This is a genomic window from Janthinobacterium sp. BHSEK, from assembly GCF_056174685.1.
Genome location: NZ_JBWBYV010000013.1, coordinates 1 through 14,650, shown reverse-complemented (window position 1 = coordinate 14,650; position 14,650 = coordinate 1). Strand labels below are relative to the sequence as shown.

Here is a 14,650-nt window from a genome sequence, read left to right as displayed (position 1 = left end):
GGTGTTGGCCAACAATGACACCGGCATCGCCGACGCCGCGCTGCTGGCCACCGTGGCGCGCGCACTCAACGCCGAAGAAGTGCGCCCCCTGGGCGACCGCCTGACGGTGCAACCTGCCCAGGTCATCGACTACCAGATCGAGGCCACCTTGTTTATCGGCGTCGGCCCGGAAGTGCCGATTCTGCTGGACGCGGCGCGCGCCAACGCCGTGCGCGTGTCCCAGCCGCGCCGCCCGCTGGGCCACAGCATCTACCGTTCCGCCTGCAGCGCCGCCGTGCACGTCGAAGGCGTGCGCAAGGTCGTCTTGACCAGCCCGGCGGCGGATATCGAACTGAACGCCACCCAGGCCGCGCGCTGCACGGCCATCAAGCTCAATGTCGTGGTGCGCGATGAGTAAGCTCGTGCCGACCCTGCCGCCCAACACCACGGCGCTGGAACGCGCCATTGCCGTGGCCTGCGCCGAGCTGGTCAACGTGCCCGTGCCGCTGCGCGACCTGTGGAGCGCCGACCGCTGCCCCGTCAATCTGCTGCCGTTTCTGGCCTGGGCCTGTTCCGTGGACCGCTGGGACGACGCCTGGCCCGAATCGACCAAGCGCGGCACCATCAAGGCGTCCTATTTCATCCACAAGCACAAGGGCACGATTGCCTCCGTGCGCCGCGTGGTGGAGTCCCTGGGCTACCTGATCCGCATCACCGAATGGTGGCAAACCACGCCGCCGGGCGTGCCGGGCACGTTCCGTCTCGACGTGGGCGTGCTGGACGCTGGCATCACGGACACCATGTTTCAGGAAATGGAACGCCTGATTGCCGATGCCAAGCCCGTCAGCCGCCATATGACGGGCCTGGCCATTTATCTGGAAAGTCGCGGCAACGTCTACGCGGGCGCTTGCGCCTACCCGCGCCCAACATGTCGATGTGCGGGACTTCGAAGCCATCCTCGCCAAGCGCAAGGCACACCTGGTTAGCCTACGCCGGAAACCGAGCGAGCCGCCGTCACGGCCCTCCTGGAGCCCCAACCATGCGGGATCGTCAATCATGCGCCACATCATCCGTTCAGCTTATTGTGCATTGCAAAAGGAAGCCAGTGGGATAGCAAAACGACCGATATCATCGGCATGCCCAGCTTCGCCGTCGCCGCCCGCTAGGGGCTGCCTAGTCCCCCCCCGATAAATTATTGTGATTTCTGACTACCATAACCGGCACTCTGCAAGATGGCCGACGAGCTTGCCCACTGCTGGCAGTGCTCGCAATGCGTCGCAGCGGGCGCCCTGCATTGCATCCGGTTCTGTTCGTCATAAATTTACAAGACTTTCCTGAGAATTACTTAGGTGAAGTCCCGTGACAGCGGCATCAGCGCTAGGCAAGATAGACATACAAGTCCACGCCTGAACATACTGAATTAGCGTCTCGTCGACCAATTCGATCTCATTACCTCACAAAATTGGGCATTTATCCTTCAGTATTACCACTTCCGGCTTAAACGTCCTTGTATCGCCCCCGAGTGGGAACCACAACGTGGCGGGTATTTGACCGCAACAAAAATGGGCATGGGGACACCACCTTCAAAAAACACAAGCAACGTGGCATAGTTGCTACCGGCGAAGTCGTTTTTGAATTGATTCCGCTCAATAGGATTATCCTACGCTCTGAAACGATGAACACGCCTGGTCGCCATAGCATTATGGCGAAGCATGGTCGAAAGACAAGGCGCCGGCAAACATCACAATTTTTCACAATAGAAAACCGAGGAAAGTATGAATTTAGAAAAAGAAATGCCATCATCCGCCGATGGCAGCATTGCTCCTGCCGTAGATAGGGCAGTTGTCAGAAACCTGGCTGTTAAAAACTTTGAGGCGCTGCAAGCAGCCGCCATCGCTGGGCAGAATACCCATCAACTAGCCCTTGACCAAAGCGACGAAATAGAGGCCCTCATCAAAACTCTGCCGCTTGAAGATAGATCAAAATTCTCCGCTCTCTACGAACAGGAGTTGAATGCAGCTACCCAAGCCTCGATCGACAAGACCATGGCGATTAATTCACAAACAGCCAATCAACTCTTAGATAACGTCACAAAAACCAATAACGTCTCTATATGGATCAGCCTTATTGCCTTTTTCATTGTCCTTATCGGCTTCATAAAGATGATAAAGAGCTAAATCACCCCGCCACCGCGTGCATCCGCACGCGGATTTCGGCATCATGCATTGCATGAACACTGACATGTACGGCCAAGCCATCCCCTGGTCGTGCCCGTAAAACAAGTATGCGTCGCACGCGGCCGTCGCAGCCCTGCCGGCTTTTATACAACACCGCCCATCGCACCACGTACCCCGCGCTTACGCCAGGCCGCCCTACTGATATAATACTTACAATCAAGTAACATTACGAAATGTGCGCCTTCAGGCTCCCGCAACCGTCTGTGTACTGCTAGCCCATGCGCCCCCTTTTCGACCACGAGATCATCAAACAGCTGCACAACGGCGCGCGCTCGCGGGTCTACCGCGCCAGGGCCGCGGATGGCACGGCGCTGATCGTCAAGAAGCCCAATCAGCAGTTCCCCTCCTTTCAGCAACTGGCGCAATTCAAGCGCGAGTATGCGATCGCGCGCCGCTGCCGGCATCCGGGCGTGGTGCATCCGCTGGCACTGCAGCTGCACGGCGGGTGCTGGACGATGATCGTGGAAGATTGCGGCGGCCAGGCGCTCGACCAGGTGTTGCGCGCGCAGGTGGCGGCGCGCAGGACGCCGTCGCAGCCGGCACTGGCGCTGGACGATTTCTTCGACATCGCGCTGCAACTGTGCGCGGCGCTGGAGGCGGTCCATCATCAGGGCGTGATCCACAAGGACATCAATCCCGCCAATCTGGTGTGGAACGATGAACGGCGCCTGCTGCAGCTGATCGATTTCGGCATCGCCTGTGAACTGCCTTACGAAAGCCACGGCATCGCCAATCTCCAGACGCTGGAAGGCACGCTGCGCTACATGGCGCCGGAACAGACGGGGCGCATGAACCGGCGCGTCGATTGGCGCGCCGATTTCTATGCGCTCGGCGCCACCTTCTACGAACTGCTGGCCGGCCAGGCGCCGTTCGAGACGTGCGACGAGATGGAACTCGTGCATTGCCACATTGCGCGCAGTCCCGACTGGTCGCACCCGGCGCTGGCAAGCTTGCCTGGTCAGCTGCTGCCGATCATCCAGCGGCTGCTGGAAAAAAATGCCGATCAGCGCTACCAGAGCTTGCAGGGCTTGCGCGGCGACCTCGAAGCCTGCCGCGCAAAAAAACCGGCGCAGGCGCTCAAGCTGTCCGACCACAATGGCCGCTTCCTTGTGCCGCAAACGCTGCATGGGCGCGAGGACGCCATCGCCGTGCTGCTGGCGGCGTTTGAGCGCAGCGCCGCCGGCAGGTGCGAGATGCTGCTGGTGGCCGGGCATTCGGGCATCGGCAAATCGGCGGTCGTCAACGAAGTGCAAAAACCCATCATCGCGCGGCGCGGCTGCTTCCTGTCCGGCAAATTCGACCAGCTCCAGCGCGACGTGCCGTATGCCTCGCTGATCCAGGCCTTCCAGGGGCTGGTGCGCCAACTGCTGGGCCAGCCCGAGGAAACCCTGCGCCAGTGGTCCGCGAAACTGCACGCGGCGCTGGGCAGCGGCATCGGCATGCTGGTCGAACTGATTCCCCAACTGGCACTGATCGTCGGCCCCACGGACGCGGTGCCCGCGTCGGACCCGGCACAGGCCCAGCTGCGCCTGGACCGCCTGTTCCCCCGTTTCGTCGAAGTGTTCGCCTGCGCCGGGCATCCGCTGGTGCTGTTCCTCGACGACCTGCAATGGGCCGATGCGGCCACGCTGCGGATGATCGAACTGCTGATGGTCTCCTGCGACAAGAGCTGCATGCTGTTCATCGGCGCGTACCGCGACAACGAAGTGAGCGCCGCGCATCCGCTCATCGCGCTGCACGACAAGCTGCTCGCCCGCGAGGTCCGCCTGTCGACACTGTTATTGGGCGCGCTGACCGAGCCGCAGGTGGCGCAAATGGTCGCGGCGACCGTGCGCGTGGCGGCCCACGACTGCGCGCCGCTGACCAGCATTTGCTACCGCAAGACGGCCGGCAATCCCTTTTTCCTCAACCAGTTTCTCGCATCGCTCAATGAGACGGGCCATCTGCGCTACCGGGCCGAAGACGATTGCTGGGACTGGGATCTGCCCGCGATACAACAGGCCAAATATACTGATAACGTGGTCGAGGTGCTGCTGGAGAAAATCCGCCGCCTGCCCGCGGTGACGCAGCACCTGCTGCAGCTGGCCGCTTCCTGCGGCAACCGCTTCACGCTCGACACGCTGGCGCTGGCAACGGACCGCGCCCCCCGGAAAACGCAGCAAGACCTGTGGCCGGCGCTCAGGGCAGGCTTGATCCAGCCGCTCGACGAACGCTATAAGTACGTCAGTGGCGACAGCGATTCGGCCAACAGCGGCGTCGCTTACCGCTTCCTGCACGACCGGGTGCAGCAAGCCGCCTACCTGGCCGCTGACGATAATACGCGCGTGGCCAACCATCTTCTCATCGGCCGCTTGCTGCTGCGCCACGCGACGCCGGAGCGTCGGGACGAGGCGCTGTTCGAGATCGTCGAGCAGCTCAACGCCGGCCGCGCGCTGATCAAAGATGCGGGCGAGCGCTTGCAGCTGGCGACGCTCAATCTCCAGGCCGGCGTCAAGGCACGGCGTTCCGCCGCGTTCCACTCCACCCTGGAGCACATGCGCATTGGTCTCGGCCTGCTGCCGGCGCAGGCGTGGGAGGTCCACGCAGGGCTCTGGCTCGACCTGCAGCTGGGCGCGGCCGAAGCGGCCTACCTGTGCGGCCAGTTCGATGCCGCCGAGGCGATCTACCCGCAGGTGCGCGCGCATACCTTGAGCCCCCTGCTGCAGCTGCGCTGCATCGCCATCCAGGCGCACCAGTATCAATTGCAGGGCCGCCTGCTCGACGCCATCGCCGTGCAGCGCGACGGCCTGGCCCTGCTGCACATCGACATTCCGCACGAGGTGGCGCAGATGAAGGCGCGCTTCAGCGACATTCTCGCCGACATCGGGCGCCAGCCCGGCGCGCATGCGCCCGATACCCTGCTGGCGGCCGATGACATGTGCGAGCCGGATGCGGTGGCCGCGATGCAGATGATGCAGGGCCTGTGGATGGCCAGCTATTACGCCGGCCAGCAGGATCTGAGCGCGCTGATGGTAGTGTCGATGACGCGGCTGTCCATGCAGCGGGGGAACAGCGATTTCAGCGCCGTCGCCTATGTCGGCTACGCGATGATGCTGGCACTGTACAGCGGCGACGTCGCGCGCGGCTATGGCTTTGGAGCGATGGCGATGGCGCTGGCCAGGCGCCGCGCCAACCTGCAGACGCGCACGCTCACGGGCCTGATGTTCGGCGCGCTCAGCAACCACTGGACGCAGCCGCTGCGCAGCTCCGACGCCCTGTACGAAGAAGCCTTTGGCTGGGCGCTGGAAATCGCCGATTTCGTCCAGGTCGGCGTGGTGGCGGCCGTGCGCGCCACCGACCGTATCATCCTCGGCGACTACCTGCCGCATCTGATGCACGACATCGAGCATGACCTGGCGCTGATGCGCGCCAACGGCCAGCAGGCGATGGCCGATTGCTGCGTCGCCGCCGCGGTCCAGCCGATCAAGTGCCTGATGGGCCTCCTGCCTCGTCACGACAGCTACGATGATGCTGCCTTCAGCGAGGCGCGCTTCCTCGAACGCTATGGCGACTCGCAGCTGTACCGCGCCTACTTCTTGCAAGGGAAGATACGCAACGCCTACCTGTTCGACGGCGCCGACGCCGAGCTGCTGGCCGGGCAGCTCGGCGGCGTCACCCAGATCATGCGCGGCCAGGCCAAAGTCGCCGAGTGCAGTTTCTACGCCGCGCTGATCCTGATCCGCGCCTTGCGGCGCGATCCTGCGCGCCCCGATGCGGGCGATGTGTTGGCCGTGATCGGCACGCTGCAGGCGAGCCTCGCCGGCTGGGCCAGACAAGGCTCGGACAATAGCCACGCCAAACATCTGCTGGTGATGGCCGAGCTGGCGCGCTACCGGGAAGATCTGCAGCTGGCCACGCGCCTGTACCAGCAGGCGATCGACGCGGCCGGCCTGGCGGGCTACGTCAACGTGCAAGCGCTGGGCAATGAACTGTGCGGCGAATGCTGGTCCGACCAGGGTCACGCGCGCGTGGCCGGGGTCTTCATCCGGGACGCCATCGCGCATTACGGCCAGTGGGGCGCGCAGGGCAAGGTGGCGCAGCTGCGGGCACGCCACGGCGCACTGCTGTCGAGGATGGAAGACCGCGGCACGCACGGCGGTGCCGCGCTCGACCTGGTGTCGCTGCTGAAGGCATCGCAGATCCTGTCGAACGAAGTGGGCCTGCGCAACGTGCTGACGCGCCTCATTTCCATCGTGTGCGAAAACGCCGGCGCGCAGGTGGCGCGCCTGCTGCTGCTGTCCGAAGGCAGCTATCAGCTCGAGGCGAATATCGATGGCGATGGCGTCGCCGTCCTGCAAGCGCGCCCGCTCGACCTGAACGCCGCCAGCGACCCGCAGTTCCCGCTGTCGCTGCTGCGCTACGTCATCCGCACAGGTGCCGAGGTGATCGAGGACAGCATCACGGGCGTCTCGCGCTTTGCCGCCGACCCCTACGTGCAGTTGCAGCGGCCGCGTGCCGTCATGTGCCTGCCGATCCGGCACGGCGGCCAGACCGGCGGCATCCTGTACTTCGAAAACCGGCTTGCCGAAGCCTCATTCACGCAGGAACGCGTGGCGTTCCTGCGCATGCTGGGCGCACAGGCGATGATCTCGATCTCCAGCGCCAGGCTGCATGACAGCCTCGAACGGCGCGTTGCCGAACGCACGGAACAGCTGGAAGACGCCAACCGCAAATTGGCGACCTTGTCCATCACCGACGGCCTGACAGGGCTTGCGAACCGGCGCCATTTCGACGACGTGCTGCGTGCCGAATGCGCGCGCGCCACGCGCGTCGGCCAGCCGCTTGCCGTCGTCATGCTCGATGTCGACTACTTCAAGCGCTTCAACGACAGGCATGGCCACCAGGCCGGGGATGCTTGCCTGATCCGGGTCGCGCAGGCGCTGGCGGCCGGCATGCGGCGCGCGGGCGACCTGACGGCGCGCTATGGCGGCGAAGAGTTTTCCATCGTGCTGCCGAACACCGGCGCGGACGAGGCGCGCCAGACCGGCGAAGCGTTGCGGCGCGCCATCGAGGATCTGGCGATCTGCCATGAAGGTGCGGATGGCCAGCAGGTGACGATCAGCGTCGGTATCGCGATCCAGCCGCCACCGGGCGCCGCCGATCCGGACGCCCTGTTGCGCCTGGCCGATGCCGCGCTGTACCAGGCCAAGGATGCGGGGCGCAATTGCGTGGTGCTCAGGCTTCTGCCGGCTGGCTGACCGGCATGCGGCGCGCGCAGGTTTAAGGCGCCGCGCGGCGCCTCACTCGCTGCCATGACTGTTGTCGCGCGCCTGCTCCCTCGCCACGTCCTTTGAGGCCAGTCCATTGAAGAACAGATTGAGCAGCACGGCAACGATGGCGGCCAGCAGGATGCCGCTGTGCAGCAGCGGCGACAGGGCCTTGGGCATGTGCTGCGCGTATTGCTCGGCCACCAGCGGCAGCATGCCGAAACCAATCGACAGGGCCACGATGAACAGGTTGTTGCGGTTGCTCTTGTAGTCGACGCCGGCCAGGATGCGGATGCCCGTGGCGGCGACCATGCCGAACATCACCAGCCCTGCCCCGCCCAGCACGAAGGCCGGCACGGCTTCTGCCGTCTGTGCGATCTTCGGGATCACGCCCATGACGAGCAGGATGAGGCCGGCCGCCACGCAGACCCAGCGGCTGCGCACGCCCGTCACGCCCACCAGGCCCACGTTCTGCGAGAACGAGGTGTACGGGAAGGTATTGAAGATGCCGCCGATCAGGGTGCCCAGGCCATCGACGCGCAAGCCGCGGCCGATGTCGTCCTGCGTGATGCGCTTGCCCGTCATCTCTCCCAGTGCCAAAAACATGCCCAGCGACTCGATCATGACGACGATCATCACCAGGCTCATGGTCACGATGGCAACCACGTCGAAAGTCGGCATGCCGAACTGGAACGGCGTGACGATGGCAAAGGCCTTGGCGCTGGCCACCTTGGCGAAGTCGGCCTTGCCCAGCGCAAACGACAGGGCCGTGCCGGCGATGATGCCGATCAGCACGGCGATATTCGACAGGAAACCGCGGCCATATTTGGCCACCAGCAAGATGACGGCCAGCACGAAGAAGGCGATACCCATGTTGTCCAGCGCGCCATAGCCGGGGTTGGCAATCATGGGCACGGGGCCAAGCGGCGCGGGCAAGCCGGCCGCCGTGGCGGCAGCGGCCATCTTGAGGAAGACGGGATCGGCGATCTGGGCCATGGCGGGCGGCCCGCCCATGGCCCAGTTTACGCCCACGCGCATCAGCGACACGCCGATCACGGCGATAATGCTGCCCGTGACCACGGGCGGGAACAGCGCCAGCAAGCGGCTGATGAACGGCGCGATCAGCATGGCGACGACACCGGCGCCGATCACGGCGCCAAAGATGCCCGTGATGCCCAGGGCCGGATTGTTCGCCATGGCCAGCATGGGACTGACGGCGGCAAAGGTGACACCCATCATGACGGGCAGGCGGATGCCGAAATGCTTGCCTATTCCCAGGGACTGGATCAGGGTCACGAGGCCGCAGCAGAACAGGTCGGCGCTGATCAGCGCCGCCACCTGCTCGGGCGACAGCTTGAGGGCGCGGCCGACGATCAGCGGCACGGCGATGGCGCCCGCATACATGACGAGCACATGCTGCAAGCCCAAGGTGAACAGCTTGCCGGCGGGCAGCACTTCATCGACGGGGGACGGCACGGCAGGCGCGGCGCCGGGCGCTTGGCGGTGGATGGACTTCAAACGTGGAGAGGCCATTTACGCTCCATTTCCTGGGTTACCGCGGCCCGGATGGGCGCAGATGAAGGGGAAAGGCAAGACAGAAACGGGACGGCAGGAACACACCAGCGACCGATGATGCATGCGAAGCTCCTTGGATGGGATGACCAAGGTATGCCATGCACGCATCGTGCCAGGCGAATTGTATACAGGAATTGTGGCAAAACATCGCCGGAGAGCGGCCAATGCGACGAAGGGCGCACCGTTTTCTCTCACGCCGTCCCATGCCTGCACCAGAAGGCGGCACATGGCGACGGCGACGGCGACGGCAGGGCACTGTTGACTGACGACGGCAGCCTGGACCGCCGATAAGACCTGCTGCGCGTCGTCATTTGCGGCCTGCGATGCCCACTGCCCCGGCGGGACCCTACTGCGCACCGTTGCGCTTCCGGGGCCAGCGGCGGCGCGATCGTTCCTTCCGCCCGCTACGTTTTTATTTTGCGTTGTCAGGCTTTGCTAGCTGCCGGAGCAGGCATCGAGCAGCGATTCCAGCTGGCGGACATGGGTGGCACGCAATTGCTCGCGCGCCAGCAGGGCTTGCACTTGCTCGAAGATGCCGTGAGATGGCACCGCCGGCAAGACGGGCGCGACGGGGCGCGTGGCGATGCATGGCGCGCTTACGGGCCAAGCTTCCACCTTCGCCGCTGGCGCGCAGGCCGCACAACCGGTCAAGAAACTCAGCAGCAATAAACTGGCTAAACTGCTGGCGAGGCCGCCTACACGCCTTCCAGCACGTTCGCACGGCGGCCTCATGGCATTTCGCTGGCGATCAGCGCCTCGGCGGCTCGGCAGGCGTCGCCTTCTGGCTGCAACGCCAGGATGCGCGCCGCTGCAGCCTGGGCATCCGCCTGCCCGGCCTGCGCCGTGGCCAGCGCCTGCCGTACCCGCGCCGACCGGCGCGCGCCCTCCTCCCGTATCGCGTTCAGCGCCTGGTTCTGGCGCCGCAACACGCCCTGCACCTCGCTCACTTGCGCCGCGCACGCGGCACGGCCCGCTTCGCGGCCCCAACGCTGGGCGCAAAACACGGCCGCGCCCAGCAGCAACAGCATGGCCGCAATACTCAACGACGGCTTCATGCCAGCACCTTGCGCGCTGCCTGATACAAGACCAGGCGCTCGGCCAGGCCGTTCACGCCGCCGTTGATGCGGCGCGTCACCCGTTCCTGATCGCCCGCATCGGCCAGGCGGTTCAAGCCGCGCGATTGCCAGAACCAGCCCGCCGAGCGGCAAGCGAAAGCCGTTTGCTCCAGCAGTTGCGGCGCCGCCAGCAAGTCATGGCCCAGCGCCACGCCGCATGCCGCATAATTGGCGCGCCCCGTCACCTGCAGCAGGCCGCGTCCCTTGAAGCGCACGCCATCGCCAGCGATCACATTGCCCAGGTCGGCACGCCCTTCATAGGCCGCGCCGCTGGCCAGCTCGCGCACATAGCGCAACTGTCCCGATTCGTGACCGACCTGCGCCAGGAAGGACGCCTGGCGCACAGGCGTATCGATGTTGAACTCGGCCATCGCCGCATTCAGAGGCGCCAGAAACAGCGTAGCGCGGCGGCCGGCCAGCGGCATGATCTGCATCAATTGGGCGCCGGTCATAGCATGCCCCGCACATCCTTGACGGCAGCGGCCGCATCAGCCGCCAGTTCGCCGATGTCCTTGCCGCGCCGCTTGTCGAACCAGCGCACGCACGCGCCCAGCACCCACCAGGCGGGCAAGCCAGCCGCCACCATCAGCGGCGCGGCGATGAACAAAAATCCCGTGGCCGGATCGCCGCCATACAGGCCCGCCACGGTTTTCGCGCTGTCGAACAGGCTGGGCCACCACGACAGCACGGCGGCCACGAGCACGGGGCCGAGAAAGGTGGAAATGATGATGCTGGAACAAAAACGAATAAATGCCTCCTTGGTGGATTGGGGCCACATGAACATGAAGCCCAGCGACGTGGCGGCGGCGCCGGCCAGCACGGGCACGCCAAAAAGTTTGATCAATGCGCCGCCGGCGGCGGTGGTTTCGAGGGCCATGATTGCCTTTCAGGTGGTGGAAATAAAAAAACCCGCCGAAGCGGGTTTGGATGTAGCATGCACAGTGTCTATGCCACCTTCACGATGACACGGGCGCGCCCATCGTCTTCGATGGCGATGACCTTGCCGATGGCGCGCATGTATTGCTGGAGTGTCATGTCCTCCTCGCGTATAGCCAAGCCCCCTACGCCATCGCCCTTCTGCACCGGAACGATGTACTGCCCCTGTGTGGCATCCAGGACGTTCACAGGTACCTGACCGCAGAAAGCGATGCGGTCAACCTGCTGACGCGCCGCTTCCAGGGCCGCTTCAAACGCGAGGCCGGGTGCGCATTTAAAGGCCCATTCTTCATCGGTATCTCCCGGTATTGCTTCTTCCCGATATTGCGCTTCGCGGGCCGGCACGGCAGGCGCAACCTCAACCAGCTTTCCATCGACCACTTCCATCACGGCGTCAATGGCAGCAACAGCCTCACTGAGCAGCACTTGACGCGTGGAAGGCATGAGACGTTCAACAGGCACCGGACGCTCACCCAAATGCCGCGCCCATCGATCCCCGCCAACCATACAAGGATCAGTCGATTTAACAGCAAAGGCAATGGCGCGCTGCCATTGGTCGGTAAGTTTTCCATCAACATCGATGCCGATAATCTGCCCCGGAAGAATACCCGTGCATCCAGGTGCCTTTAACATATATTCAGCGTAATCGGTACCGCCGGCATTGATGGTGCCAGCGGCGCTAATCGAGCGCGATGTCGTGGAGTTTCGCCCGACGTATGCAACCGAAGCACTGTTGCCCCAACCGCCAGCACCATTTGACGCTCGAATGGCAAAACACGAGGAAGTGACCCCTGTCTCGACGCGCCCAACGTAGCAAAGTTCACCGAACTCCGCAGTCCTACGGGTTAACTGATGCGCACTTAACGGGATAACTGGGCCAGCAGTAATAACGCCTGGCAGGGCAATGTCGCCGGTGCCATTAATATCCATAACTGGTGTGACATTATCAGGCAAGCTCGCATCGACAGCATTCAAACGTAGTTGAAATCCCTTTCCGTTGCTCCCCGGGTGACTACGGGTACTCCAAAAAAATCTACCGGCATTGGAATAGCCTGGAACTGATGCAACCCCCATGGACAGCGTTTCATAGTAGGTGCCGGCGCCCCCCGCAACCCCATCATTTGGTGCCCGAAGAGCACTTGCCCAAAGAGTATTAGATATCCCTCCGGCAATTATTTGCTTTGGACCGATCAAAACTGACGAAGAATCGAAAGTGGTCCGCTGCCGCTCGAACGTTACCGTATTCTGCGCACCAAGCTTCAAGCCAAAGATGGAGGTCGCCAAAGTTCCGGCTGGGGGCTCGGCAGCCACACCGTAATACGACACGTCAGAATCCTGCCAGCAGGTAGACTCACAGTAAATTGCCAGGGAAAAGAAGGCGCCACACAGGATATATATCTGACCATCGTCCGTGATGGTCACTTCCGATACGGTGTTATTTGTCGCCCCACCTTCGTTGTGGAAAACACCGCGTATCTTGCTGTCGTTGTCTACCCGGAGTTGGATGATGGTTGCCATGGCGTTCGACGTACCGGCAACAGCACCGTACGACGTGGTTCCACTTACACGAATTGATGCCTCCATCCCCTGCTGTGCGGAATTAAACTTTCCGATTCGCCACCAGCCAGTCTTCATACCGGTGTTCACAATAGGGCCTGGGCCATACGCGCAAGCTTGCACATATTGAGTTGTCGTGATCGGGGCATTCGAATAGATCGTACCCTTCATATTCCCGCCGGACAATGGCAAGGCATTGTACGGTCCCGCCGCAAACGCCCGATCCATTTCATTCAGTTTCTCGTTGACGTTGGGCATACCGTCATAAAATTTATCAGCCATTTAAATTCCTTCAATTTGTAGTGGTGCAGAATAAGTTTCAAAGTACGGCGTAGTTACCGCGTCGATATTGCTGGCCTTGCCATACAGCATGTAGTCCTGCTCCAGCAGCGGGTCCGGGTTTTCCGGGAACAAGCTGAACAGCATTGCCTTGCCCTTGCCGTTCTCGCGCAGGATGCGCATGAAGCGCGTGCGGTCCATCGGTGTCAGGTGCGTCAGATTGATGCTCAGCTTGTCGCTGGTCGTGCCCAGCGCGGTTTTCAGGTTGCCTGCACCCGTGCGGTAATTTTCACTGCTATCCTGGGTCTGCAACTGGGCGCCGTACTCGGCGTTATATTGCGGTGACCAGTAGTTGCCTGCCACCAGACGCGAGATTTCCAGGTATCCTTCCGGGCTTTGTGGCGCAGATACCTCGATCACTATCTTGCGCACGCGCACAGGGGCGAACCATGTCACGCCGTCGGCACCGCCGCCGCACGGCCAGGTGTTCACGCCGCCCCACTGATAGGCGTTCCAGCCGAGCGGCAGAACGCCCCAGGGATAGGAACCATGCACGGCAGCCGGGCATGGGAAGATGCTGCCAGTGTCGAACACCGGTACGGCATCGCCCGGCTGGGCATAACCGCGTACGCGCATGCGCGCGCTGCTGGTCATGTTGGTGGAGATCAGCGCCACGCAGGCGATGGACTCCTGCGTCGGCCAGGTGGCGGTGATGGTCTGTGCAGTGCCACTGGCGCGCAGCACGGCATTCTTGCTGTCGCGCTGCAGGTTGGCCGGACCCAGTTCGCCGGTTTGGCTCGATGCAGTCAGCACCGCGCGGTCAGCGGCGTTGTCGTAGATGATGCGAAGATTGCTCATGGCAGCAATGCCCCTTCCAGAATGAGGTAAGTGATTGGTGAAATAAACCCAGTGGCAACGCCGATAGGCTCGGTGGCGGCAATTTCCCAGCGCCGCTTCGACAGCATCACCTCGACTATCCCGGTACTGGTGGACGAAATGAAAAAACCCGCCGAAGCGGGTTTGAGAGGGATGACTGCCTGGTCACACGGCCTTGACCATTACATAAGCCCGGCCGTCCGGCTCGATCGAGATTACGCGGCCGACGGCGTGCAGGTACTGCTTCATGCTGAGATCGTCCTCGCGCACGGCGATGCCCTTGATGCCAGCACCGTCCTGCACCGGCACGATGTAGTCGCCCGGCTGGGCGCCCAGCACGTTGACCGGCACGCGGCCGGCGATGGCGATGCGATCGACTTTCTGGCGCACGGCTTCCAGGGCCGCGTTGAAGGCGGCCATGGCTTCGGCGTCCTGCTGCACGGCGGCGTTGTGGGTGGCCTGTGCAGCAGTGAAAATCGTCTGCTTTTCAGCCCATTCCTCGTCGCTATCGCCCGGCTCGGTTACCACGTCCTCGTATTCGGGTGGGTTGGTGCCAGATACTGCCTGCTGCGCGACCACATCTTTACTGCGGAGGGGTTGAGTCGGCACAGGCCCTGCCTGGGGCGCTGGGCGCTGCCCTACGTCATTCGCCCAGGAATCACCACCAACAAACGAGGGTGCGGTCGATTTGATCGAGAACATAACGGCATCGGCCCACAGATCGGTGACCTTATTTCCCGCAGTGATACCGACAATCTGGCCTGGAGCTACGATGCCGCACATTGAGCTTTTGAAAATATATTCAGCATAGTCATTACCCATCGTATTGACCGTGCCTTTGTTATTACTA

At 62.9% G+C, this 14,650-nt stretch carries 11 protein-coding genes and 1 pseudogene; 4 read left to right on the top strand and 8 right to left on the bottom strand.

Annotation, left to right across the window (positions count from 1 at the left end; all coding sequences use genetic code 11):
- The 4 genes and pseudogenes from AC0V2Y_RS06555 to AC0V2Y_RS06540 form a co-directional block, all read left to right on the top strand.
- Window positions 1–397 (top strand): annotated as a pseudogene (locus tag AC0V2Y_RS06555) (baseplate assembly protein); the annotation flags it as partial.
- Entirely contained in the window at window positions 390–965 is a 576-nt protein-coding gene (locus AC0V2Y_RS06550) for a phage tail protein I (RefSeq protein ID WP_475415941.1), read from the top strand. The pseudogene AC0V2Y_RS06555 and the gene AC0V2Y_RS06550, both read left to right, overlap by 8 nt.
- A gap of 789 nt (window positions 966–1,754) precedes the next feature.
- Window positions 1,755–2,156, top strand: a complete 402-nt coding sequence (locus tag AC0V2Y_RS06545) for a hypothetical protein (protein ID WP_475415940.1) — start codon at window positions 1,755–1,757, stop codon at window positions 2,154–2,156.
- 278 nt (window positions 2,157–2,434) lie between these two features.
- Window positions 2,435–7,453, top strand: coding sequence for a diguanylate cyclase domain-containing protein (locus AC0V2Y_RS06540; protein ID WP_475415939.1), 5,019 nt, complete (start codon window positions 2,435–2,437; stop codon window positions 7,451–7,453).
- 42 nt (window positions 7,454–7,495) lie between these two features.
- On the opposite strand, the gene AC0V2Y_RS06535 is transcribed toward AC0V2Y_RS06540, so the two are convergent.
- From AC0V2Y_RS06535 to AC0V2Y_RS06500, 8 genes are all read right to left on the bottom strand, one after another.
- A complete protein-coding gene (locus tag AC0V2Y_RS06535; protein WP_475415938.1) occupies window positions 7,496–8,995 on the bottom strand; it encodes a nucleobase:cation symporter-2 family protein in 1,500 nt (499 codons plus the stop codon).
- A 477-nt stretch (window positions 8,996–9,472) separates the two neighbouring features.
- Window positions 9,473–9,652 (bottom strand): hypothetical protein, encoded by a 180-nt coding sequence (locus AC0V2Y_RS06530; RefSeq protein ID WP_475415937.1) that lies wholly within the window; start codon window positions 9,650–9,652, stop codon window positions 9,473–9,475.
- Window positions 9,653–9,765: 113 nt separating this feature from the next.
- Window positions 9,766–10,092 (bottom strand): hypothetical protein, encoded by a 327-nt coding sequence (locus AC0V2Y_RS06525; RefSeq protein ID WP_475415936.1) that lies wholly within the window; start codon window positions 10,090–10,092, stop codon window positions 9,766–9,768.
- Window positions 10,089–10,604 carry a glycoside hydrolase family 19 protein gene (locus AC0V2Y_RS06520; protein ID WP_475415935.1) on the bottom strand — a complete coding sequence of 172 codons (516 nt, stop codon included), beginning with the start codon at window positions 10,602–10,604 and terminating at the stop codon, window positions 10,089–10,091. Before AC0V2Y_RS06520 ends, AC0V2Y_RS06525 begins: the two co-directional genes overlap by 4 nt.
- A complete protein-coding gene (locus AC0V2Y_RS06515; protein ID WP_034785835.1) occupies window positions 10,601–11,029 on the bottom strand; it encodes a hypothetical protein in 429 nt (142 codons plus the stop codon). Before AC0V2Y_RS06515 ends, AC0V2Y_RS06520 begins: the two co-directional genes overlap by 4 nt.
- 68 nt (window positions 11,030–11,097) lie before the next feature.
- Window positions 11,098–12,927: a hypothetical protein gene (locus AC0V2Y_RS06510; RefSeq protein WP_475415934.1), complete on the bottom strand. Its 1,830-nt coding sequence runs from the start codon at window positions 12,925–12,927 to the stop codon at window positions 11,098–11,100.
- The gene (locus AC0V2Y_RS06505; RefSeq protein ID WP_475415933.1) at window positions 12,928–13,782 is read right to left on the bottom strand and encodes a hypothetical protein; all 855 of its coding nucleotides are present in this window, start codon (window positions 13,780–13,782) and stop codon (window positions 12,928–12,930) included.
- A 183-nt stretch (window positions 13,783–13,965) separates the two neighbouring features.
- Window positions 13,966–14,650: hypothetical protein (locus AC0V2Y_RS06500; protein WP_475418324.1), on the bottom strand; the 685-nt coding region annotated here is incomplete at its 5' end.